Raw genomic sequence first — 24209 nt, forward strand, 5'->3', positions numbered from 1 at the left:
GTGGGGTAACCATGAACGCGCCGTACGACGGTGACCGCGGCCGTGCCGCGGGCAGCCCGGGCTACCCCGAGTCGGGTGGGCCCGAGGGCTCGTCGGCCGAGCACGGCCAGGTACCGCCGCAGCCCCCCGCGGACATGTACCTCCAGGACGCCTACGACCAGGACCCCTACCGGGCACAGGACCTCTCCGCCCAGGACCCGGTCGCCGAGGCGCTCTACGACCGCGCCGCGCACCCGCCGCCCCCTCCGGGCACGTACCAGCCGCAGCAGATGTACGCCCAGCCGCCGCAGTCGCCGTACGCGCCCGACCCTCGGGTGTGGGCCCAGACGCCCGCGCCGGAGCCGGAGGGCCCGACGCGGCACCTGCCGTACGGCGACGACCCCAGGACCACCCAGTTCGTGGGGGTGGACGATCTGGTCTCCCAGGCGGGCGAGCCGCGCCAGGAGCCGGACGCCTTCGCACACCTCTACAGGGACCAGCAGCAGAACAGCGGTCACCCGTCGTACGAGCAGCCGTCGGTCCCCGGCCCGTCCCAGGCCCCGGGCCAGATGGGACAGGGCCAGTACGCGGGGCAGGGCCAGTACGGGGCGCAGGGTCCGTACGGCGCGCCCGGCCAGACCGCACCGACGCCGCACATCGGCGACCCGCCTCCCGCCCCGGAGCCCGCGGCCTCGCCAGCCCCCAAGAAGGGCGGCCGCGCCGCCGGGCTCATGAAGTCCAGCGCCGTGATGGCGGCGGGCACGATGGTCTCCCGCCTCACCGGCTTCATCCGCTCCGCGCTGATCGTGTCGGCCATCGGCGTCGGCTTCCTCGGTGACACCTTCCAGGTCGCCTACCAGCTGCCGACGATGCTCTACATCCTCACGGTCGGCGGCGGTCTCAACTCCGTCTTCGTGCCGCAGCTCGTGCGCGCCATGAAGGACGACGAGGACGGCGGCGAGGCGTACGCCAACCGCCTGCTGACCCTCGTCATGGTGGCGCTCGGCGCGCTCACCGCACTCGCGATCTTCGGTGCGCCGCTCCTGATCCGCATGATGTCCCCCTCGATCGCCAGCGACCCCGCCGCGAATCAGGTCGCGATCACCTTCGTCCAGTACTTCCTGCCCTCGATCTTCTTCATGGGCGTCCACGTGGTGATGGGCCAGATCCTCAACGCCCGCGGGAAGTTCGGCGCGATGATGTGGACCCCGGTCCTGAACAACATCGTCATCATCGTGACGCTGGGCATGTTCATCTATGTCTACGGCACCGCGGCCGACTCCGGGATGGAGGTCACGACCATCCCGCCGGAGGGCCAGCGCCTCCTCGGCATCGGCGTCCTGCTCGGCCTCGTGGTCCAGGCGCTGGCGATGATCCCCTATCTGCGCGAGACCGGCTTCCGGCTGCGGCTGCGCTTCGACTGGAAGGGCCAGGGCCTCGGCAAGGCCATCACGCTCGCCAAGTGGACGGTCCTGTTCGTCCTCGCCAACCAGGCGGGCGCCATGGTCGTCGTCTGGCTGTCCACGGCGGCGGGCAAGGACTCGCCCGTCGACGGCACCGGCTTCTCCGCCTACGCCAACGCACAGCTGATCTGGGGCCTGCCGCAGGCCATCATCACGGTCTCCCTCATGGCGGCTCTGCTGCCGCGTCTGTCGCGCTCGGCGGCCGAGGGCGACGGTGGCGCCGTCCGCGACGACATCTCCCAGGGCCTGCGCACCACGGCGGTCGCGATCGTGCCGATCGCGTTCGGTTTCCTCTCGCTCGGCATCCCCATGTGCACGCTGATGTTCGGCTCCTCGGGCACCAGCGAGGCCACCAACATGGGCTTCATGCTGATGGCGTTCGGTCTCGGCCTGATCCCGTACTCCGTGCAGTACGTCGTGCTGCGCGCCTTCTACGCCTACGAGGACACCCGAACCCCCTTCTACAACACGGTCATCGTGGCCGCGGTCAACGCGGGCGCGTCGGCGATCTGCTACTTCGTCATGCCGTCCCGCTGGGCCGTGGTCGGCATGGCCGCCTCCTACGGCCTGGCGTACGCGATCGGTGTCGGCGTCGCCTGGAGCCGGCTGCGCAAGCGGCTGGGCGGGGACCTCGACGGCGCCCGTGTCCTGCGGACTTACGCCCGGCTGTGCATCGCGTCGATCCCGGCCGCCCTGCTCAGCGGCGCGGCCTGCTACGGCATCGGCCAGACCCTCGGCCAGGGCGTCGGGGGCTCGATCGCCGGAGTACTGGCCGGCGGTGCCGTGCACCTCGGGATCTTCTTCGTCGCCGCCCGCCGCATGCGCATCGAGGAACTCAACTCGCTGGTCGGCATGGTTCGCGGGCGCCTGGGACGCTGAGTCGGGGGGTAGGCGCACAACCATCGTCAGCCGCTGCGTGTCGTGCATAGCGGCGGACTGTGGGCACAATTGGTTTCGGCGTCGGACGGCGCGCAACGGATGCCGGACGGCGCGCACATGGATGGGGAGGCAGGAACGACGGTGGCGGAACGTAGTACGGCTGCCGTCGACGTGGCAGACAACAGCGACGACTCGTCGCTGACCGCGAAGGCGGACCAGTCCACGGCCGACGGGGTGGCCAAGAACCGGGAGCGGGACACGGACAGCGACGAGGTACAGGAGAGCACCCGGACCGACGGTCCCGGAACGACCTCGCCGCCTGAACTGCACAGTGGGCACAAACTCGCCAGACGCTACCGCCTCGAGGAGTGCGTCACCCGTCTGGACGGTTTCAGCAGCTGGCGTGCCGTGGACGAGAAGCTCCGCCGCGCCGTCGGCGTGCACATCCTGCCCGCCGACCATTCACGGGCCCGCTCGGTCCTGGCCGCCGCACGCTCCTCCGCGCTCCTCGGCGACCCCCGCTTCGTCCAGGTACTGGACGCGGTGGAGGAGAACGACCTCGTCTACGTCGTCCACGAATGGCTTCCCGACGCGACGGAGCTGACCCCGCTCCTGGCCTCCGGGCCGCTGGAACCGTACGACGCCTACCAGATGGTCAGTCAGATCTCCTCCGCCATGGCCGCCGCGCACCGCGAGGGTCTCGCCCATCTGCGGCTGAACCCCAACGCCGTGCTGCGCACCTCGACCGGTCAGTGGCGCATCCGCGGACTCGCCGTGAACGCCGCCCTGCGCGGCATCACGACCGACACCCCGCAGCGCACCGACACCGAGGCCATCGGCGCCCTGCTGTATGCGGCGCTCACCCAGCGCTGGCCGTACGAGAGCGACGCCTACGGCCTGTCCGGCCTGCCGAAGGACATCGGCCTGATCGCACCCGACCAGGTGCGTGCCGGTGTGCACCGCGGGCTCTCCGAGCTGTCCATGCGCGCGCTCGTCAACGACGGAGCCACCGCGTCCCGGCACGAGTCGCCGTGCACGACGCCCGAGGAGCTGGTGAAGGCGATCGGCGAGATGCCCCGCATCCGCCCGCCGGAGCCGGCGTTCACCGCCCCGCCCGAGTACCAGCGCACGACGTACCAGCAGGGCACGTACGGCCGCCAGGCCCCGCGCCTCGGCGCCACCCAGCCGGTCCCGAGCCCACCGCCCCCACTGCAGAGCCGCACGGGCAAGGCCCTGAAGTGGGCCGTGTCCGCGCTCCTGATCGCCGCACTGGGCCTCGGCAGCTGGCAGCTGGCGGACGCGCTCATGGACCAGGGCGGCAAGAACGAGGACCCGGGCCAGACGCAGACGAACGACGGGAACGACAAGAGCCCGAAGAAGCCGACGGGCGGCAAGCCCATCGCCATCAGCGGTGCTCGCGACTTCGACCCCTTCGGCGCTGACGGTTCCGAGAAGCCGTCCGACATAGGGAAGGTCTACGACAACAGCACGGCCACGTACTGGCAGACGGACTTCTACCTGAGTTCGGACTTCGGCCGCCTGAAGTCGGGTGTCGGTGTCATCCTCGACCTCGGCAAGGTCCAGCAGGTCGGCAAGGTGAAGGTCACCTTCGTCGGGGACACCTCGGTCGAGCTACGCAGCGCGAGCGCGGACGCGGGCTCGGAGCCGACATCCTTCGACGCCTACACCAAGGTCGCCGAGGGCGCCGGGACGACAGTGGAACTCAAGCCCAAGGCCCTCAAGAGCCGCTACCTCCTGGTGTGGCTGACCGAGCTGCCCATGCAGTCGGACGACGGCAAGTGGCGCGGCAGGGTGGCGGACATCAAGGTGACCAGCTGACGGCATCTGCCTCGAGGAAGGAGGCCGATGGCAGACGGCACCGGGTACGACGGAGTAAGCGATCAGGATCTGCTCGCCCGCCATGTCGAAGGCGACCCCGACGCCTTCGGTGAGATCGTGCGGCGGCATCGCGATCGCCTCTGGGCCGTCGCCCTGCGGACGCTGGGGGACCGCGAGGAGGCCGCTGACGCGGTGCAGGACGCCCTCGTTTCCGCCTACCGGGCCGCTCACACCTTCCGGGGCCAGTCGGCCGTCACAACCTGGCTGCACAGGATCACGGTGAACGCCTGCCTGGACCGCGCCCGCAAGGTCGCCTCCCGGAAGACCTCTCCCGTCGACGACACCGAGCGCCTCGAGCAGCTGCTGGAGCCGCACGAGTCGGCTTCCGCGCCCGCCGAGCGCAACGATCTCCACCGGCAGCTCATCGAAGCCCTGGGCACCCTGCCGACCGACCAGCGCGCGGCACTCGTCCTGGTGGACATGCAGGGCTACCCGGTCGCGGAGGCGGCCCGCATCCTCGACGTGCCGACCGGCACGGTCAAGAGCCGATGCGCACGCGGCAGAGCCAGACTCCTGCCGTTGCTCACCCATCTACGACCGGACAGCGGCGGCCAGGACAAGAACCCGGGCGGGGAACGGAACCGGACGCAAGAGCCAACCGTCCCACCCGCAGCGGGACCACGCCGAGCGGGACCGCCGGACACAGGACCGAGTGACTCAGCTGCAGTGAAGGGCGGAGGTGGACGAGCGTGACGTCGACGACAGACATGGCCGGGCACCCGGACGTCGCGGAGATCTCCGACCTCTCCGAAGGCATTCTCCCGCCGTCCCGGAGCGCCGACGTGCGTCGCCATCTGGACGAGTGCGAGCTCTGCGCGGACGTCTATGCATCACTGGAGGAGATCCGCGGTCTGCTCGGCACGCTGCCAGGACCGCCGCGTATGCCCGCCGATGTCGCAGGCCGCATCGATGCCGCACTCGCCGCCGAGGCTCTGCTGAACGCCACGGAGCCCGAGGCCGAAGACGGGCCGACGCCGGTCAGTGCTTCCCGCTCGGCTGCCGAGGACGACAGCGGTGCACATGTTTCACGTGAAACATCGACGCCCGCCGACCGGCCCGCCAGCCGCCCCCGCTCTTCCACCACGGGACCCGGACGCAAGGGACGCACGCGGAACGGGCGGCGCAGGATCGCCGTCCTGGGGACCGTCTTCACGGTGGCAGCCCTGGGGCTGGGCTCCGTCCTGCTGTCGTCACTCGGCGACAACAAGCCGCCCCACGACACAGCGGGCGACCAGCAGACCACCGCGGCGGACACCTTCTCCGAGGGGAAGCTGCAGAAGCAGGTCACCGATCTCCTGGCCGAGAACCAGAGCGAGGAAGGCGGCAGTTCCCGCACCCCCCTCGGCGCGGCGACCGCCCCCGGCAGCAACCACCCCAGGGTCCTCAGGGAGCCCACCGTGCCTGGCTGCGTCCGTGACGGCATCGGGCGCAAGGACGCGGCCCTGGCTGTGGAGAACGGCCGGTATCAGGGGAAGAAGGCCATGCTCGTGCTGCTTCCCGACGCCACCGACGCCACCCGGGTCACCGCCTATATCGTCGACGCGACCTGTGTGGATCACCAGGCGTCCACTGCTGGGGGCAAGGTCCTCCTGGAGCGCTCCTACTCGTCCTCCTGAGCGAGTGCATCGTCTTTGCCCTGCGTGGTATCCAGCACAGTGCCGCATCTCCGTGTGCCCGGACACAGCGGGAATGCGCGCCCCTTAGGATCCGTTGGGTGGTGTGAGAGTTCCGAGAGAAGCTCCCACCGGTCGAACGATGCAGACCAGAGACGAGGAAACAAGCCGTGAGCGACGTCCGTAACGTGATCATCATCGGCTCCGGGCCCGCCGGCTACACGGCAGCGCTTTACACCGCGCGCGCGTCGCTGAAGCCACTGGTGTTCGAGGGCGCCGTCACCGCCGGCGGTGCGCTCATGAACACCACCGACGTCGAGAACTTCCCTGGCTTCCAGGACGGCATCATGGGCCCCGAGCTCATGGACAACATGCGTGCCCAGGCGGAGCGCTTCGGCGCCGAACTCGTCCCGGACGATGTCGTGGCCGTCGACCTGTCCGGCGAGATCAAGACCGTCACGGACACCGCCGGTACCGTCCACCGGGCGAAGGCCGTCATCGTCTCCACCGGCTCGCAGCACCGCAAGCTCGGTCTGCCGAACGAGGACGCCCTCTCCGGTCGTGGGGTGTCCTGGTGCGCCACCTGTGACGGGTTCTTCTTCAAGGACCAGGACATCGCCGTGATCGGTGGCGGCGACACCGCCATGGAGGAGGCCACCTTCCTCTCGCGGTTCGCCAAGTCCGTGACCGTGGTCCACCGCCGCGACACCCTGCGCGCTTCCAAGGCCATGCAGGAGCGTGCCTTCGCCGACCCGAAGATCAAGTTCGTATGGGACAGCGAGGTCGCCGAGATCCAGGGCGACCCGAAGCTCTCGGGCCTGAAGCTGCGCAACCTCAAGACCGGTGAGCTCTCCGACCTGGCGGTGACCGGCCTGTTCATCGCGATCGGTCACGACCCCCGCACCGAGCTCTTCAAGGGTCAGCTCGACCTGGACGAAGAGGGCTACCTGAAGGTGGAGGCGCCGTCGACGCGCACGAACCTGACCGGTGTCTTCGGTGCCGGCGACGTGGTCGACCACACCTACCGCCAGGCGATCACCGCGGCCGGGACCGGCTGCTCCGCTGCGCTCGACGCCGAGCGCTTCCTCGCCGCCCTCGCGGACGAAGAGCAGCCCGAGCCCGAGAAGACCTCTGTCTGAACCCCTCCGTACCCGCCCCGCGCACCAACCAGTTAAGGAGCCCGCCGTGGCCGGCACCCTGAAGAATGTGACCGACGACTCCTTCGAGCAGGATGTCCTCAAGAGCGACAAGCCTGTCCTGGTGGACTTCTGGGCCGCCTGGTGCGGGCCGTGCCGCCAGATCGCGCCGTCCCTCGAGGCAATCGCCTCCGAGTACGGCGAGAAGATCGAGGTCGTCAAGCTGAACATCGACGAGAACCCGGGTACGGCCGCCAAGTACGGCGTCATGTCCATCCCGACCCTGAACGTCTACCAGGGTGGCGAGGTTGCCAAGACCATCGTGGGCGCCAAGCCGAAGGCCGCGATCGTACGCGACCTCGAGGAGTTCATCGCCGAGTGAATCGGCTGAGCCGTCGCAGCGGCGGTGCATGTTTCACGTGAAACACGAATGGGCCAACCCGGAAGGGTTGGCCCATTCGTTTGACCGCACTACAGCGGTCGCAGCGCCGGCTCCTTCTGTACGGCGCCCAGGAGCCGGTCCAGCGCCATCTCGACGTCTTCCTTCCAGGAGAGCGTCGATCTCAGCTCCAGCCTCAACCGGGGACTGGTGGGGTGCTGCCTGACCGTCTTGAAGCCCACCGCCAGGAGATGGTCAGCCGGCAGCACACAGGCCGGCTCCTTCCAGCGCACATCTCCGAACGCCTCGATCGCCTTGAAGTCGCGCCGCAGCAGATCCTTGGCGACCGTCTGGACCATCACCCGGCCCAGTCCCTGCCCCTGATAGCCCGGCATGATGAACGCGGTCATCAGCTGAACCGCGTCGGGAGAGATGGGACTCGTGGGAAACGCCGTGGAGCGGGGGACGTAGGCGGGCGGGGCATAGAGCACAAAGCCCACCGGCACATCGTCGACGTACACGACCCGGCCGCAGGATCCCCAGTCCAGCAGAACAGCCGAGATCCAGGATTCCTTCTCCAAGGCCGGTGTGCCCGCCTTTACCGCGGCCTCACCGCTGACTGGGTCGAGCTCCCAGAAGACACACGAGCGACAGCGCTTGGGAAGGTCCTGAAGGTTGTCCAGCGTGAGCGGTACGAGCCGACGCCCCATGAAGGCTGTTCCTCGCTTCCTTCGCCCGCCGCATCGCGGGCGGCTGTCAGAGCACTCCGTTCCCTGAGGAGACTGCCGATGAACCCACCGACCGCCCCCAGTCCCAAACCGGCGCTCACCAGTCCGGTGCGGCTCATCGTTCCCATGGCCCCTGCCTGCCTTTCAGAGGTGCTGCCGGGTGGTCGCGCCGTACCCCAACGCATCGTATCCACGATGCGATTCCATAGATACCGCCAGAAAGGAAAGAGCGGGCCATGTTCCGGTACACACCGGACACGGTCCGCTCTGTCGGATGCACAGCGGAGACTCCTGCCGGAGGCTCAGGACTCGCTCTCCTCGGGGTCGCCCTCCAGAAGGCTCGTCTGCAGGACCGGCCCCTCTCCAGGAGCAAGGGAACCGAGGATCCGCTCGAGGTCCTCCATGGAGGCGAACTCGACGGTGATCTTGCCCTTCTTCTGCCCCAGGTCGACCTTCACCCGCGTCTCGAAGCGGTCCGACAGCCGCGTGGCGAGGTCGGACAGCGCGGGAGAGACCCGGGCACCGGCACGCGGGCCCTTGGGCCGCTGCGCCTTCTGAGGCCGTGAGCCCATCAGGGTCACGATCTCCTCGACAGCCCGTACCGAGAGCCCCTCGGCCACGATGCGGTGGGCCAGCCTGTCCTGCTCCTCCGAGTCCTCGACGGACAGCAGTGCTCGTGCGTGGCCGGCGGAGAGCACCCCGGCGGCAACGCGTCGCTGGACAGCCGGAGAGAGCTTCAGCAGGCGCAGGGTGTTGGAGACCTGCGGGCGGGACCGGCCGATGCGATCTGCCAGCTGGTCGTGCGTGCAGTTGAAGTCCCTCAGCAACTGGTCGTAGGCGGCTGCCTCTTCCAGCGGGTTCAGCTGGGCGCGGTGCAGGTTCTCCAGCAGAGCGTCCAGGAGGAGCTTCTCGTCCTCCGTGGCCCGCACGATCGCCGGGATCGCCTCCAGTCCCGCCTCGCGGCAGGCACGCCAGCGGCGCTCGCCCATGATGAGCTCATAGCGGGCGGGACCCACCTGCCGTACGACGACCGGCTGGAGGAGCCCGACCTCCTTGATGGAGGTGATGAGCTCGGCCAGCGCGTCATCGTCGAAGACCTCACGCGGCTGCCGGGGATTCGGCGTGATGTCGTCAAGGGGGATCTCGGCGAAGTGCGCACCGATGGGCGCCGCAGGCGCGGCGGGAGCACTGGGCTGAATGGGCTCCTCTGTTTCACGTGAAACAGTCGGTAGAGTCGCTACCTTCGCTGCCGCCACCCCACGGTCGTTCGGCAGTGCGGGCACTGCCGTGGGGGATGTGGGCGCGGCACTGCCTGCCGCCGCCTGGGCCACCGACTTCTCCGTGGGGGCAGCAGGGATCAGTGCGCCGAGTCCACGGCCCAGTCCCCTCCGTCGCTCGCTCACTGGATGCCCTCCACCATGCTCGGGTCGTTCTGCTGTACGCCAATGTGGGCGTGCGTGGCTTCATAGCTGATGCCGACGCCCTTCAGCGCGATCTCTCGTGCCGCCTCAAGGTATGAGAGGGCACCACTCGAACCTGGATCGTATGTCAGTACCGTCTGCCCATAACTCGGCGCCTCGGAGATACGGACGGAACGGGGGATGCTCGTCCGCAGTACCTCGTCGCCGAAGTGGGTGCGCACCTCGTCCGCGACCTGGGACGCGAGCCGCGTCCGGCCGTCGTACATGGTGAGCAGGATGGTCGACACATGCAGGGCGGGGTTGAGGTGCCCGCGCACGAGGTCGACGTTCCGCAACAGCTGGCCCAGGCCCTCCAGCGCGTAGTACTCGCACTGGATGGGGATCAGGACCTCCTGGCCCGCCACCAACGCATTGACCGTCAGGAGGCCGAGTGAGGGCGGGCAGTCGATGAGGATGTAGTCCAGCGGCTGCTCATACGCCTGGATGGCACGCTGCAGCCTGCTCTCCCGGGCGACCAGGGACACCAACTCGATCTCCGCACCGGCGAGATCGATCGTGGCGGGTGCGCAGAAGAGACCCTCGACATCGGGGACCGGCTGGACGACCTCGGAGAGCGGCTTGCTCTCCACCAACACGTCGTAGATGGAGGGAACTTCGGCGTGATGGTCGATACCCAGCGCCGTGGACGCATTGCCCTGTGGGTCGAGGTCGACCACCAAGACGCGGCCGCCGTGCAGGGCCAGTGACGCGGCAAGGTTGACGGTCGTCGTCGTCTTGCCCACACCGCCCTTCTGGTTGGCGACCACCATGATTCGGGTCTGCTCGGGCCGTGGCAGGCCCTCGCCGGCGCGGCCCAGTGCCTCCACCGCCAGTTGGGCAGCACGACCGATGGGAGTGTCGTCCATCGGAGGCGGTGTTTCACGTGAAACATCCGCCCCCATCGACTCGGTACGGGGACCGGGGACCGGATCGGTCATCGGTCCCGCGATGTTGGCGTCGGACCGCAAGGATTCACTCTCCTCGACTTCAGGCTCGCTATGAACAGAGCCTCCCATGCCTTCGGGGTCGTGAACCAGTGAGGCCTGGCGTTCTGTGGAGAAATCCACCTCTGTGGACAACTCGGCTCCCTCATCGAGTGAACCGAGAGGCTTGCGGTCGCGGGGTTCGGCCGCAGCGCGGCCACGACTGATGATGCCGTGCAGCAGTGAGCGACGTTTCACGTGAAACACGATGCACAGCAGCCGTGGCCGAACTGACGCGACACTCCGGCATGCATCGGTTTGGCAGCTTGTGTGGAGTACGTCTCGTCCTCAGGACGGATCAGCGTCGTCGGGACAAAGCAGCGTCGTCGCGACAGATCAGCGTCGTCCGGACGGGATCCGCTCAGCGTCGTCGACGTGCCCGACCCGTGCGAGCCGCCTTGGCGCGTTTCGCCGCGAAGCGCACACCGCCGGGGCTCTCCCCGACCTCGACCCGAACGACCGTGGACATCGGGTCCACCACGCCTTCACCCACGTGCAGGATGGACGTCTCCACAGCACCCAGCTTGCTCAGTGCCGCCGACGCGCTCTTCAGCTCCTCCTCGGCGGCGTCGCCCTTGAGCGCGAGCATCTCCCCGTAGGGACGCAGCAACGGGACGCCCCAGGTGGCGAGACGGTCGAGCGGCGCGACAGCGCGGGCGGTCACGACGTGGACAGGCTGGATCTTCCCCATGACCTCTTCGGCCCGGCCGCGTACGACCGTCACGTGATCGAGGCCGAGCAGCTCCACGACCTCGGTGAGGAAGTTGGTGCGCCGCAACAGCGGCTCCAGCAGCGTGATCTTCAGGTCCTCCCGGACGAGTGCCAGGGGAATGCCGGGCAGGCCCGCGCCCGAGCCGACATCGCACACGGTCACACCCTCCGGCACGACCTCCGAGAGCACCGCGCAGTTCAGCAGGTGCCGCTCCCACAGGCGGGGCACTTCACGCGGGCCGATGAGACCGCGCTGCACACCCGCCTGCGCGAGCAGCTCGGCGTACCGCACCGCATCCGCGAAGCGATCACCGAACACCTCGCGCGCCTGCTCGGGCGCGGGGGGAAGCTCCGCTGCCTCCGTCACGGGGGACCGTCCTTCCGTACCGCGTCAGCGCGCCCAGCGCCGACGCCAGAACCACCAGAACTATCAGGCTGACAAAGTTCGGCCCCGCCTGCGCAACAGACGGGGCCGGGGAACCTAGGGGCCGATCAGGCGGGCAGCACGACGACGAAGCGCTGCGGCTCCTCGCCCTCGGACTCGCTGCGCAGGCCCGCGGCCTTGACCGCGTCGTGCACGACCTTGCGCTCGAAGGGCGTCATCGGCTTCATCTTCACGGCCTCACCGGTGCTCTTAGCCTCGGCGGCGGCCTTGGCGCCCAGCTCGGACAGCTCGGAGCGCTTCTGGGCGCGGTATCCCGCGATGTCGAGCATCAGACGGCTGCGGTCGCCGGTCTCCCGGTGCACCGCCAGACGAGTGAGCTCCTGGAGCGCCTCCAGCACCTCGCCGTCGCGGCCGACCAGCTTCTGCAGGTCGCGGCCCGAGTCGCTGATGATCGAGACGGAGGCACGGTCGGCCTCGACGTCCATGTCGATGTCGCCGTCGAGGTCGGCGATGTCGAGCAGACCCTCCAGGTAGTCCGCAGCGATCTCGCCTTCCTGCTCCAGGCGGGACAGGGTGTCTGCACCCTTGGCAGCGGCGGAGGTGGTGCCTTCCGTCACGGGATGGACTCCTTCTTACTTCTTGGACGGGGACTTGGGCCGCTGCGGGCCCTTGCGCTGTCCGGACTGGGCCTTGCTGCGGGCACCGCCGGCGGGCTTGGCGCCGCCCTTCTGGGCAGCGGCGGCGGGCTTGGCGTCCTCGGGCTCGTCCGACTTGCTCAGCGACGTCTTGGACTCGCCCTCGCCGGCCGGCTTCGCACCACCATGCTGTCGCTGAGCCTTGCTCTGGCGCTTGGGCTGCTGGCGCTTCGGGGCGGCGGTGGTCGACGTACCGTCCTCGGTCTCCACAGCGGCCGAGGTGTCGCCCTTGATCACGGTGCCGTCGGCCTGGGCGACGAGTCCGGCCTTGCTGAGGCCGTTGATGAACTTGCGCTCGTACTCGTTGCGGTCGCGTCCCTTGGCGACGATCGCCTTGACGATGGCCCGGTCGCGACGCCGGCCGACCTTGCTGTGCTGCGCGACGTGCTTCTGCAGGCGCTCCAGGTACGAGGCCTGGGCCTTGGAACCCGGGGTCGGGTTGTTGCGGATGACGTACATCTGCTGGCCCATGGTCCACACGTTGGTGGTCAGCCAGTAGACGAGGACACCGACGGGGAAGTTGATGCCGAAGACGGCGAACATGACGGGGAAGACGTACATCAGCATCTTCTGCTGCTGCATGAACGGTGTCTTCACCGTGGTGTCGACGTTCTTCGTCATCAGCTGGCGCTGGGTGAAGAACTGCGACGCCGACATCAGGACGATCATGACGGCGGTGACCACGCGGACGTCGGTGAGGGAGGCACCGAGTGCTTCCACCTTCGACGAGCTGTCGGTGAACTTCGCCGCCAGCGGCGCACCGACGATGTGGGCCTTCTGCGCGCTCTGCAGCAGGCTCTGGTTGATCACACCGATGGTGTCGCCCGTCGCGATGCTGTTGAGCACGTGGTACAGGGCGAAGAAGAACGGTGACTGCGCCAGGATGGGAAGGCACGAGGAGAGCGGGTTGGTGCCCGTCTCCTTGTACAGCTTCATCATCTCTTCGGACTGACGCTGCTTGTCGTTCTTGTAGCGCTCCTGGATCTTCTTCATCTCGGGCTGCAGCGTCTGCATGGCCCGGGTCGACTTGATCTGCTTCACGAAGAGCGGGATGAGGCAGATACGGATGAGGATCACCAGGGACACGATCGACAGGCCCCAGGCCCACCCGGTGTCGGGGCCGAAGAGGGCGCCGTACACCGAGTGGAACTGGACGATGACCCAGGAGACGGGTGTGGTGATGAAGCTGAAGAGGCTGGCAATCGTGTCCACTAATCATGCTCCTTGGGCATGGGACGGTGTCTCTGCGGCCGGGCTCGAAGGACTGGACTGACTTGTGGGAGAAGTCTGTCCCTCGATGGCCGGGTCGGCGGCGGAGGGCCCGCCCTTGCGTGCACGCCACGCGGTACGCAGCATTTCGTGCCACCGCGGGCGCTTGCGCGGCGGGACATGGTCCACACCACCCAGCGACCACGGATTGCACCGCAGGATGCGCCAGGCCGTGAGTGCCGTTCCCTTGATGGCACCGTGCCGGTCGATGGCCGTGTAGCCGTAGTGGGAGCACGACGGGTAGTACTTGCAGACCGGCCCGAGCAATGGACTGATCGTCCACTGGTAGAGCTTGATCAGAGCCAGCAGCGGGTACTTCATCGCGCGCCCCCTCCCAGCAACCGCTGGAGAGCGGCATCCAGGTCTCGGGCCAGCTGTGCATGGTCGGCGTCGCCCGAACCGGGCAGCGCTCGTACGACTACCAGGCTACCGGGGGGCAGCTGGGCGACTCGCTCGCGCATCAGATGGCGAAGCCGGCGCTTCACCTTGTTGCGCACGACCGCGCCACCCACAGCTTTGCTCACGACGAAACCCGCACGCGTCGGGGGAGCGCTCTCCCCAGGCGCATGCGGGTCCGTGGCACCGCTTCGTAGGTGGACGACGAGGTGCGGGCGTCCTGCCCGGCGTCCTCGCCGTACTGCGGTCGCGAAGTCCTCGCGCCGCCTCAGCCGATGCTCGGTAGGCAGCACGACGTCATGACCTGATCGGGATCAGGCGGACAGGCTGGCGCGACCCTTGCTGCGGCGGTTCGCGAGAATCGCGCGGCCGGCACGGGTGCGCATCCGCAGGCGGAAGCCGTGGGTCTTCGCGCGACGACGGTTGTTCGGCTGGAAGGTGCGCTTGCTCACTCGGGGGCTCCAGAAGAAATCGGTAGTTGCGGGGTGCCGTCCTGGCTGTCACCGTGCGCCCACGAGTAGCTCGCAGTTACGCCCGAGTGCACCGCTGACCGATCACCCAAATGATCTGTGCCCATCGGAGGCAGGCGGCAGCAGCCATCGACAACTCGACCTGGTTACGGTACGCGCGGCTACGCCATCCGGTCAAACCAGGAGTCGCCGGGAGACACTTGTCCACAGGCTGGGGACAACAACTTGAACCGTACCGGCCGCCCTGACTACCGTGACGGAACTCCGATTCGTTCCCTTGTCCCCGCCCCGGCGGGTTTGCTCCCGCCCACCCACCCGGATTACATCCCAAGCCGTCCCAGAACCACACGTTCGTGGGACCTGTGAGAGAGCGTGCCCTGTGGCTGACGTACCTGCCGATCTTGCCGCAGTGTGGCCACGCGTATTGGAGCAGCTCCTCGGGGAGGGTCGCGGTCAGGGGGTCGAGACCAAGGACGAGCACTGGATCCGGCGCTGCCAGCCGCTCGCGCTGGTCGCGGACACCGCCCTGCTCGCCGTACCGAACGAATTCGCGAAGGGCGTACTCGAGGGCCGTCTGGCGCCCATCGTCAGCGAGACGCTGAGCCGCGAATGCGGCCGCCCGATCCGGATCGCGATCACCGTCGACGACTCCGCGGGCGAGCCCCCGGCAGCGCCAGCACCCCAGGCCCGCCCCCAGCAGCCCCGCTACGAGGAGCCCGAGCTCCCCGCCGCGCGCCAGGACCGCGACGGATACGAGGGGTACGGCCGCCACCGCGCCGACCCGATGCCCGGAACGGCAGGCGATCAGCTTCCGCCTACGCGCGGAGATCAACTGCCCACCCCGCGCCCCGCGTACCCGTCCGAGTACCAGCGCCCCGAGCCCGGCGCCTGGCCGCGGCCCACGCAGGACGAGTACGGCTGGCAGCAGCAGCGCCTCGGCTTCCCCGAGCGTGACCCGTACGCGTCACCGACCCAGGACTCCTACGGCTCGCAGGAGCCGTACGGCGGCCAGGACCAGTACAGCGGCCAGGACCAGTACGGCGGCGCTCAGGACTCGTACAACGCGCAGGACTCCTACGGGTCCCAGGACTCCTATAAATCCCACGGGCCCCAGGACTCCTACGGACCCCACGGCTCGCAGGAGTCATACGGCTCCCATGGATCCCGTGGCTCCCACGGATCACAGGAGTCGTACGGCTCGTCCCCCCAGGACTACCGCCCGCAGTCCATGGAGCGCCCCTCCTACGAGCCGCCGCGCTCCGACTACGACACCTCACGCCCCGAGTACGACCAGCGCGACGCGGTCCGCCGGGAGCTGCCCGAGCCCCCGGCCGGCTCGGGGCACGTGCACCGCGGCGGCCCCGTCGGCCCGAACCTGCCGACCACCGGTGCGCCCGGCCCGCTGGCCGCGCAGCCCGCGCCGGCGACCGGCCCCGGTGAGCCCACCGCGCGCCTGAACCCCAAGTACCTCTTCGACACCTTCGTCATCGGCGCCTCCAACCGCTTCGCGCACGCCGCAGCGGTCGCTGTCGCCGAAGCGCCGGCGAAGGCGTACAACCCCTTGTTCATCTACGGGGAGTCCGGGCTCGGCAAGACGCACCTGCTGCACGCGATCGGGCACTACGCCCGCAGCCTCTACCCGGGCACTCGGGTGCGGTACGTGAGCTCGGAGGAGTTCACCAACGAGTTCATCAACTCCATCCGCGACGGCAAGGGCGACAGCTTCCGCAAGCGGTACCGCGAGATGGACATCCTGCTCGTCGACGACATCCAGTTCCTGGCGGACAAGGAGTCGACGCAGGAGGAGTTCTTCCACACCTTCAACACGCTCCACAATGCGAACAAGCAGATCGTGCTGTCCAGCGACCGGCCGCCGAAGCAGCTGGTCACGCTGGAGGACCGGCTGCGGAACCGTTTCGAGTGGGGCCTGATCACCGACGTCCAGCCGCCCGAGCTGGAGACGCGTATCGCGATCCTCCGCAAGAAGGCGGTCCAGGAACAGCTGAACGCGCCGCCGGAGGTGCTGGAGTTCATCGCGTCCCGGATCTCGCGCAACATCCGCGAGCTGGAGGGCGCCCTGATCCGGGTCACGGCGTTCGCCTCGCTCAACCGGCAGCCGGTGGATCTGGGCCTGACGGAGATCGTCCTCAAGGACCTCATCCCCGGCGGCGAGGACTCGGCCCCCGAGATCACGTCGACGGCCATCATGAGCGCGACGGCGGACTACTTCGGGCTGACCGTCGAGGACCTCTGCGGCACCTCCCGGGGACGCGCCCTCGTCACCGCCCGGCAGATCGCCATGTATCTGTGCCGTGAGCTGACGGACCTGTCGCTGCCGAAGATCGGCGCGCTGTTCGGCGGCCGCGACCACACGACGGTCATGCACGCGGACCGCAAGATCCGCAATCTGATGGCCGAGCGCCGCTCCATCTACAACCAGGTCACCGAGCTGACCAACCGCATCAAGAACGGCTGAGGTACCGAGCGACAGACCGCCGAGGGCGCTCCCGGAGAAGGATCCGGGGGCGCCCATCGTCATGTCGCGGTCCCCGGCTGTTCGATTACCTGCCGGGTTACGGCCACCCTCCACAGATTCGGTGACTTTCTCCCGTCCACATCCTGGGGACTGGGAAGTTGTCCAGACTGTGTCCACAGAGGCTTCGGCTGAAGGGCTATCAGGCCAGGTCACCCGCATGTGGATTCGTGGACGAACGATCTCCACAGACTGTGGACAGAGAGGAGATCCACAGGCTGTGCATCGAGTTTTCCACCGACAACCCACAGGCTGGCGCCAGTTGTCCCCAGGGATCCCCGGCTTCTCCACATCGCTGTCCACTGTTCGGCAACATGACGCGCCTCCTCACCGGGTCGAGTGAAAGGCGTCACACAAAGCTGCCAGGTTGGGCTGTGGGAAAGGTGGGTAAAGCTGGGGACGGCGTTGGGGAGAACTCGCCTCTCCCTGTGCACGGTGTGTGCAGAACTTTCCGTTCTCCACAGAGACACCAGGTTGTCCACTGCCGTCACCCACAGGCCCGGTGGACAAAATTTCCGCTCTGAGCTGGGCAAACGCGGTTATCCACGGTATCCACAGCCCCTACTACTACTCCCAACTAGAGAGAGCTGGGAATTCGTTTCGAAGCGGGTCCTGTGCACAACTCGCTCCTCGGTGCCCGACCGCCCCTCGTCACGACTTGACCCCGAGAGGCACCTACTGTCAGTGCGGTGCGTCAGACTGGTCCCCGGTGTCCTCCCCATGCCGGGGACCGTCGACACCGAGACAGACGACGAGGGCCAGGCAGAGCGAGAAGCGCCGGCAACAGCAGGAGGCGGCAACAGTGAAGATCCGGGTGGAACGCGACGTACTCGCGGAGGCAGTGGCCTGGGCAGCGCGCAGCCTCCCGGCCCGTCCGCCGGCGCCTGTCCTCGCCGGCCTCCTGCTGAAGGCCGAGGAAGGCCAGCTGAGCCTGTCCAGCTTCGACTACGAGGTCTCCGCGCGGGTCTCGGTGGAGACCGAGGTCGAGGAGGAGGGCACGGTCCTGGTGTCCGGCCGCCTGCTCGCGGACATCTGCCGCGCCCTCCCCAACCGGCCGGTGGAGATCTCCACAGACGGTGTACGGGCGACCGTGGTCTGCGGCTCCTCCCGGTTCACACTCCACACCCTGCCTGTGGAGGAGTACCCGGCCCTGCCCCAGATGCCGAACGCGACGGGCACGGTCCCCGGCGAGGTCTTCGCCTCCGCGGCCGCCCAGGTGGCCATCGCGGCCGGCCGTGACGACACGCTGCCCGTCCTCACCGGTGTGCGTATCGAGATCGAGGGCGACACCGTCACGCTGGCGTCCACCGACCGCTACCGCTTCGCGGTCCGCGAGTTCCTGTGGAAGCCGGAGAACCCGGAGGCCTCCGCGGTCGCCCTGGTGCCCGCCAAGACGCTCCTGGACACCGCCAAGGCCCTGACCAGCGGCGACCAGGTGATCCTGGCGCTGTCCGGCGGGGGCTCCGGCGAGGGCCTGATCGGCTTCGAGGGCGCGGGGCGTCGTACGACGACCCGTCTGCTGGAGGGCGACCTCCCGAAGTACCGCTCGCTGTTCCCGACCGAGTTCAACAGCGTCGCCGTGATCGAGACCGCCCCCTTCGTGGAGGCCGTCAAGCGGGTGGCCCTGGTCGCCGAGCGCAACACCCCGGTGCGGCTCAGCTTCGAGCAGGGCGTGCTGATCCTGGAGGCCGGTTCCAGCGACGACGCACAGGCTGTGGAGCGGGTCGACGCCCAGTTGGAGGGCGACGACGTCTCGATCGCCTTCAATCCGACGTTCCTGCTGGACGGCCTGAGCGCGATCGACTCCCCGGTCGCCCAGCTGTCCTTCACGACGTCCACGAAGCCAGCGTTGCTCAGCGGCAAGTCGGCGCTGGACGCCGAGGCGGACGACGCCTACAAGTACCTGATCATGCCGGTGCGGCTCAGCGGCTGAGTCTGAGAGCTGACTCCGGCGCGAGGTCTGCTGGGGGTGTGGGGGTTATCCCCCACGAGATCGCAGCATGCCGGTGCGGCTCAGCGGCTGAGCCTCCGAAGGTCGCCGGTGGTTGTCCACAGGCTGGGGGTAAAGCCGCAGGTGAGGGCCTACGACTGAGCGCGTATGCCCACAGATGTGCGCGAGCGTCCGGGTTTAGGCTCGGACGCGGCACGCGAGTGCTTCAACGCCACGTCGGACACCTGTACACCTAAGGAAAACAACTGATGGAGCTCGGTCTCGTCGGCCTCGGCAAGATGGGCGGCAACATGCGCGAGCGGATCCGCCGCGCGGGCCACACCGTCCTCGGATACGACCGCAACCCGGATCTCGCCGATGTCCACAGCCTGCAGGAGCTTGTGGGCAAGCTCAGCGGCCCGCGCGTGACCTGGGTGATGGTCCCGGCAGGCGAGGCCACACAGTCCACGATCGACGAGCTCGCCGACCTGCTGGAGCCCGGTGACGTCGTCGTGGACGGCGGCAACTCCCGCTGGACCGACGACGAGAAGCACGCCGGGGAGCTGGCGGCCAAGGGCATCGGCTTCGTCGACTGCGGTGTCTCCGGCGGCGTCTGGGGCCTGGAGAACGGCTACGCGCTGATGTACGGCGGCGACAAGGAGAACGTCGCCAAGGTGCAGCCGGTCTTCGACGCCCTCAAGCCGGAGGGCGACTTCGGCGCGGTGCACGCGGGCAAGGTCGGCGCCGGCCACTTCGCGAAGATGGTCCACAACGGCATCGAGTACGCGATGATGCAGGCCTACGCCGAGGGCTGGGAACTCCTGGAGAAGGTCGACTCCGTGACCGACGTCCGGGACGTCTTCCGCTCCTGGCAGGAGGGCACGGTCATCCGCTCCTGGCTGCTGGACCTCGCGGTCAACGCGCTCGACGAGGACGAGCACCTGGACGGGCTCCGGGGTTATGCACAGGACTCCGGCGAGGGACGCTGGACTGTGGAGGCCGCGATCGACCACGCGGTGCCGCTGCCGGCGATCACCGCGTCGCTGTTCGCGCGGTTCGCCTCCCGCCAGGAGGACTCGCCCCAGATGAAGATGATCGCGGCGCTGCGGAACCAGTTCGGCGGCCACGCGGTCGAGAAGAAGTAAGCAACAGCCGGAAGCAAGCAGCACCCGAGGGCCTGGGAGGTCGGCGAAACGACCATGCACGTCACGCATCTGTCGCTGGCCGACTTCCGCTCCTATCCCCGGGTCGAGGTCCCGCTCGATCCGGGGGTGACGGCCTTCGTCGGGCCGAACGGGCAGGGCAAGACCAACCTCGTCGAGGCCGTCGGTTATCTCGCCACGCTCGGCAGTCACCGGGTCTCCTCCGATGCCCCCCTGGTCCGCATGGGCGCCGAGCGCGCCGTCATCCGGGCCCAGGTCCGGCAGGGCGACCGGCAGCAGCTGGTCGAGCTCGAGCTGAACCCGGGGCGCGCCAACCGCGCCCGTATCAACCGGTCCTCGCAGGTCAAGCCGCGTGACGTGCTGGGGATCATACGGACGGTCCTGTTCGCGCCCGAGGATCTCGCCCTGGTCAAGGGGGACCCCGGTGAGCGGCGCCGCTTCCTCGACGAGCTGATCACCGCCCGCTCCCCTCGCATGGCCGGGGTCCGCTCCGACTACGACCGGGTCCTCAAGCAGCGCAACACCCTGCTGAAGTCGGCCGCGCTGGCCCGTCGCCACGGCGGCCGCAGCGTGGACATGTCCACTCTCGACATCTGGGACCAGCACCTCGCGCGCGCGGGCGCCGAGCTGCTCGCCCAGCGTCTGGATCTGATCGCGGCCGTCCAGCCGCTCGCCGACAAGGCGTACGAGCAGCTCGCTCCCGGCGGTGGTCCCATCGCCCTGGAGTACAAGCCGTCCGCGCCGGGCGAGGCGCACACCCGCGAGGACCTCTTCGAACAGCTGATGGCCGCGCTCGCCGAGGCCCGCAAGCAGGAGATCGAGCGGGGCGTCACCCTGGTCGGCCCGCACCGGGACGACCTCCAGCTCAAGCTCGGCCAGCTGCCCGCCAAGGGCTACGCCTCGCACGGCGAGTCCTGGTCCTTCGCGCTGGCCCTGCGGCTGGCCTCGTACGACCTGCTGCGTGCCGAGGGCAATGAGCCGGTGCTGGTGCTCGACGACGTCTTCGCAGAGCTGGACACCCGGCGCCGTGAGCGCCTCGCCGAGCTGGTCGCGCCCGGCGAGCAGGTCCTGGTGACGGCCGCGGTCGACGACGACGTACCGCATGTGCTGTCGGGGGCGCGTTACGCGGTGTCCGAAGGGGCGGTGGAACGCGTATGAACGCGCAGGAGCCGAAGAACACCCCCGAGCCCTCAGGCGTCGACCTCGCGCGCGTGGCGCTCCGAGCCGCCAAGGAGGCCGCACGCGCGCGTGGGGACGCGGCGCAGCAGAAGAAGCAGGCACGCCGCGGCGGACTGCGCTCCGGCGCGCGCGCCGACGGCCGCGATCCGATGGCCCTCGGTTCCGCGATCAACCGGCTGATCACCGAGCGCGGCTGGGAGGCCCCGGCCGCGGTGGGCGGGGTGATGGGCCGCTGGCCGCAGATCGTCGGCGAGAAGCTCGCCGATCACTGCACGCCCCAGAGGTACGACGAGGACGAGCGGGTCCTGATCGTGCAATGCGAGTCTCCGGTCTGGGCGACCGAGGTGCGCCGTCTCGCTCCCAGCCTGGTCGCGCGCCTCAACGAGGACCTGGGCCACGGCACCGTGCGGCAGATCAAGGTCCTGGGGCCCGGTGGCCCGGCCCGCCGCTACGGCCCGTTGCGGGCCCCTGGAAGCAGTGGTCCCGGGGACTCCTACAGGTGACTTACGTCACGTCTCTCCGGCCTGTGGCGACTGGCTGGAGGCTCCCGTCATGCCACCGCACACGGTTGCGAACAGCGACCTGACTCCGAAGTAGCCAAGGGTTGACGGCCGGAAGCGCTGAGTGGCTCCGTGAGCCTCTTGGAGCCCCCATCCGCATATCGGGAGTCGGGGAAGACCCGTCGAGGGCGGCACATGCGGACTCAGGTACCGGCAAACCCCCATCAGTGTCAGTGCTACCGGTAGACTGGAGGCAATCCCGCCCCACTCACTGGGGACCGTCCGGGAAAAGCTGAGCAACGCTGATCAAGGCTTACCAACGCAACATGCCGCAGCCGCTCCGGCAACCCGCCGACGAGCCTGGCTCGTGCTGTGCCAGAAAGGGCGCTTCGTGGCCGATTCCGGCAACCCCAACGAGAACATCCCGTCCACCGACGAAGGCGTGAGCAGCGAGGCGATCACCTCCAACGGCGAGGTCACCGCCTCGTACGACGCCAGTGCCATCACCGTCCTCGAGGGTCTGGACGCGGTCCGCAAGCGGCCCGGCATGTACATCGGCTCGACCGGTGAGCGCGGCCTGCACCACCTGGTGCAGGAGGTCGTCGACAACTCCGTCGACGAGGCGCTGGCCGGGCACGCGGACACGATCGACGTGACGATCCTCGCCGACGGCGGTGTACGGGTCGTGGACAACGGCCGTGGCATCCCGGTGGGCATCGTGCCGACCGAGGGCAAGCCGGCCGTCGAGGTCGTGCTGACCGTGCTGCACGCCGGCGGCAAGTTCGGCGGCGGAGGCTACGCGGTCTCCGGCGGTCTGCACGGCGTCGGCGTGTCCGTGGTGAACGCGCTGTCGACCAAGGTCGCCGTCGAGGTCAAGACCGACGGCTACCGCTGGACGCAGGACTACAAGTTGGGCGTCCCGACGGCCCCGCTCGCCCAGCACGAGGCCACGGAAGAGCACGGCACGACCGTCACCTTCTGGGCCGACCCGGACATCTTCGAGACCACCAACTACTCCTTCGAGACGCTGTCGCGGCGCTTCCAGGAGATGGCGTTCCTCAACAAGGGCCTGCGGATCAACCTCGCCGACGAGCGCGAGTCCGCGAAGGCCACGGCCGGTGCGGACGAGGCCGGTGAGGACGAGAAGCACGAGGTCAAGGCCGTCTCGTACCACTACGAGGGCGGCATCGTCGACTTCGTGACGTACCTCAACTCCCGCAAGGGAGAGGCGGTGCACCCCACCGTGATCGACCTGGAGGCCGAGGACAAGGACAAGCACCTGTCCCTCGAGGTCGCCATGCAGTGGAACGGCGGCTACACCGAGGGTGTGTACTCCTTCGCCAACATCATCCACACGCACGAGGGCGGTACGCACGAAGAGGGCTTCCGGTCCGCGCTGACCTCGCTGATCAACAAGTACGCGCGCGACAAGCGGCTGCTGCGCGAGAAGGACGACAACCTCACCGGTGACGACATCCGTGAGGGTCTGACCGCGATCATCTCGGTCAAGCTGAGCGAGCCCCAGTTCGAGGGCCAGACGAAGACCAAGCTGGGCAACACCGAGGTCAAGACCTTCGTCCAGCGCGTCGTCTACGAGCACCTGGCCGACTGGCTGGACCGCAACCCCAACGAGGCCGCGGACATCATCCGCAAGGGCATCCAGGCGGCCACCGCGCGCGTGGCGGCCCGCAAGGCGCGCGACCTGACGCGCCGCAAGGGCCTGCTGGAGACGGCCTCCCTCCCGGGCAAGCTGAGCGACTGCCAGTCGAACGACCCCACCAAGTGCGAGATCTTCATCGTCGAGGGTGACTCCGCCGGCGGCTCGGCCAAGTCCGGCCGCAACCCCGAGTACCAGGCGATCCTCCCGATCCGAGGCAAGATCCTCAACGTCGAGAAGGCGCGGATCGACAAGATCCTGCAGAACCAGGAGATCCAGGCGCTGATCTCCGCATTCGGCACCGGGGTCCACGAGGACTTCGACATCGAGAAGCTGCGCTATCACAAGATCATCCTGATGGCGGACGCCGATGTCGACGGTCAGCACATCAACACCCTGCTGATGACCTTCCTGTTCCGCTTCATGCGGCCGCTGGTCGAGGCCGGGCACGTGTACCTCTCCCGTCCGCCGCTCTACAAGATCAAGTGGGGCAAGGACGACTTCGAGTACGCGTACTCCGACCGCGAGCGCGACGCCCTGATCGAGATGGGCCGCAACGCCGGCAAGCGCATCAAGGACGACTCGGTCCAGCGCTTCAAGGGTCTCGGCGAGATGAACGCCGAGGAGCTGCGCATCACGACGATGGACCAGGAGCACCGCGTCCTCGGCCAGGTCACCCTCGACGACGCCGCCCAGGCCGACGACCTGTTCTCGGTCCTCATGGGCGAGGACGTCGAGGCCCGCCGCCAGTTCATCCAGCGCAACGCCAAGGACGTCCGCTTCCTCGACATCTGAGTCGGTC

General features: G+C 68.5%; 21 protein-coding genes. 12 read left to right on the top strand and 9 right to left on the bottom strand.

What is annotated here, in order from left to right:
* Positions 1-11: 11 nt before the first annotated feature.
* The 6 genes from murJ to trxA all read left to right on the top strand — a co-directional run bounded on the left by murJ (position 12) and on the right by trxA (position 7351).
* Complete coding sequence (gene murJ / locus AC07DF_RS12675) at positions 12-2321, top strand: murein biosynthesis integral membrane protein MurJ (RefSeq protein WP_478969878.1); 2310 nt, start codon at positions 12-14, stop codon at positions 2319-2321.
* A 141-nt stretch (positions 2322-2462) separates the two neighbouring features.
* On the top strand, positions 2463-4160 hold the full coding sequence (locus AC07DF_RS12680; protein ID WP_478969880.1) for a protein kinase family protein: 1698 nt from the start codon (positions 2463-2465) through the stop codon (positions 4158-4160).
* Between the two features lie 27 nt (positions 4161-4187).
* The gene (gene sigM / locus AC07DF_RS12685) at positions 4188-4913 is read left to right on the top strand and encodes an RNA polymerase sigma factor SigM (protein WP_478969882.1); all 726 of its coding nucleotides are present in this window, start codon (positions 4188-4190) and stop codon (positions 4911-4913) included.
* A complete protein-coding gene (locus AC07DF_RS12690) occupies positions 4910-5836 on the top strand; it encodes an anti-sigma factor family protein (RefSeq protein ID WP_478969884.1) in 927 nt (308 codons plus the stop codon). Before sigM ends, AC07DF_RS12690 begins: the two co-directional genes overlap by 4 nt.
* Positions 5837-6003: 167 nt before the next feature.
* Positions 6004-6972, top strand: coding sequence for a thioredoxin-disulfide reductase (gene trxB / locus AC07DF_RS12695; protein ID WP_478969886.1), 969 nt, complete (start codon positions 6004-6006; stop codon positions 6970-6972).
* Between the two features lie 46 nt (positions 6973-7018).
* Positions 7019-7351: a thioredoxin gene (trxA, locus tag AC07DF_RS12700; RefSeq protein WP_184593875.1), complete on the top strand. Its 333-nt coding sequence runs from the start codon at positions 7019-7021 to the stop codon at positions 7349-7351.
* 89 nt (positions 7352-7440) lie between these two features.
* On the opposite strand, the gene AC07DF_RS12705 is transcribed toward trxA, so the two are convergent.
* The 9 genes from AC07DF_RS12705 to rpmH all read right to left on the bottom strand — a co-directional run bounded on the left by AC07DF_RS12705 (position 7441) and on the right by rpmH (position 14427).
* The gene (locus AC07DF_RS12705) at positions 7441-8058 is read right to left on the bottom strand and encodes a GNAT family N-acetyltransferase (protein WP_399022164.1); all 618 of its coding nucleotides are present in this window, start codon (positions 8056-8058) and stop codon (positions 7441-7443) included.
* Between the two features lie 320 nt (positions 8059-8378).
* Positions 8379-9479 carry a ParB/RepB/Spo0J family partition protein gene (locus AC07DF_RS12710; protein WP_478969888.1) on the bottom strand — a complete coding sequence of 367 codons (1101 nt, stop codon included), beginning with the start codon at positions 9477-9479 and terminating at the stop codon, positions 8379-8381.
* Complete coding sequence (locus AC07DF_RS12715; RefSeq protein WP_189727359.1) at positions 9476-10552, bottom strand: ParA family protein; 1077 nt, start codon at positions 10550-10552, stop codon at positions 9476-9478. Before AC07DF_RS12715 ends, AC07DF_RS12710 begins: the two co-directional genes overlap by 4 nt.
* Before the next feature lie 328 nt (positions 10553-10880).
* Entirely contained in the window at positions 10881-11597 is a 717-nt protein-coding gene (rsmG, locus tag AC07DF_RS12720; protein WP_184593881.1) for a 16S rRNA (guanine(527)-N(7))-methyltransferase RsmG, read from the bottom strand.
* 125 nt (positions 11598-11722) lie between these two features.
* Positions 11723-12232 carry a Jag family protein gene (locus AC07DF_RS12725; protein ID WP_478969891.1) on the bottom strand — a complete coding sequence of 170 codons (510 nt, stop codon included), beginning with the start codon at positions 12230-12232 and terminating at the stop codon, positions 11723-11725.
* 15 nt (positions 12233-12247) lie between these two features.
* Positions 12248-13522, bottom strand: a complete 1275-nt coding sequence (yidC, locus tag AC07DF_RS12730) for a membrane protein insertase YidC (protein ID WP_478969894.1) — start codon at positions 13520-13522, stop codon at positions 12248-12250.
* A gap of 3 nt (positions 13523-13525) precedes the next feature.
* Positions 13526-13900 (bottom strand): membrane protein insertion efficiency factor YidD, encoded by a 375-nt coding sequence (gene yidD, locus AC07DF_RS12735; protein ID WP_184593887.1) that lies wholly within the window; start codon positions 13898-13900, stop codon positions 13526-13528.
* Positions 13897-14268 carry a ribonuclease P protein component gene (gene rnpA / locus AC07DF_RS12740; protein ID WP_376645736.1) on the bottom strand — a complete coding sequence of 124 codons (372 nt, stop codon included), beginning with the start codon at positions 14266-14268 and terminating at the stop codon, positions 13897-13899. The genes yidD and rnpA overlap by 4 nt, the downstream gene beginning before the upstream one ends.
* A gap of 21 nt (positions 14269-14289) precedes the next feature.
* Positions 14290-14427 (bottom strand): 50S ribosomal protein L34, encoded by a 138-nt coding sequence (rpmH, locus tag AC07DF_RS12745; protein ID WP_005482975.1) that lies wholly within the window; start codon positions 14425-14427, stop codon positions 14290-14292.
* A 427-nt stretch (positions 14428-14854) separates the two neighbouring features.
* Between rpmH and dnaA the strand changes: the two genes are divergently transcribed.
* From dnaA to gyrB, 6 genes are all read left to right on the top strand, one after another.
* Positions 14855-16921 (top strand): chromosomal replication initiator protein DnaA, encoded by a 2067-nt coding sequence (gene dnaA, locus AC07DF_RS12750; RefSeq protein WP_478970958.1) that lies wholly within the window; start codon positions 14855-14857, stop codon positions 16919-16921.
* An 859-nt stretch (positions 16922-17780) separates the two neighbouring features.
* Positions 17781-18911: a DNA polymerase III subunit beta gene (gene dnaN / locus AC07DF_RS12755; protein ID WP_478969896.1), complete on the top strand. Its 1131-nt coding sequence runs from the start codon at positions 17781-17783 to the stop codon at positions 18909-18911.
* Positions 18912-19177: 266 nt separating this feature from the next.
* A complete protein-coding gene (gene gnd, locus AC07DF_RS12760; protein ID WP_478969898.1) occupies positions 19178-20053 on the top strand; it encodes a phosphogluconate dehydrogenase (NAD(+)-dependent, decarboxylating) in 876 nt (291 codons plus the stop codon).
* A gap of 54 nt (positions 20054-20107) precedes the next feature.
* On the top strand, positions 20108-21229 hold the full coding sequence (recF, locus tag AC07DF_RS12765) for a DNA replication/repair protein RecF (RefSeq protein WP_478969900.1): 1122 nt from the start codon (positions 20108-20110) through the stop codon (positions 21227-21229).
* Positions 21226-21753, top strand: a complete 528-nt coding sequence (locus AC07DF_RS12770) for a DciA family protein (protein WP_478969902.1) — start codon at positions 21226-21228, stop codon at positions 21751-21753. The genes recF and AC07DF_RS12770 overlap by 4 nt, the downstream gene beginning before the upstream one ends.
* A gap of 388 nt (positions 21754-22141) precedes the next feature.
* Positions 22142-24202 carry a DNA topoisomerase (ATP-hydrolyzing) subunit B gene (gene gyrB, locus AC07DF_RS12775; RefSeq protein ID WP_478969904.1) on the top strand — a complete coding sequence of 687 codons (2061 nt, stop codon included), beginning with the start codon at positions 22142-22144 and terminating at the stop codon, positions 24200-24202.
* Positions 24203-24209: the final 7 nt, after the last annotated feature.

The organism is Streptomyces sp. NPDC044719, assembly GCF_056433405.1.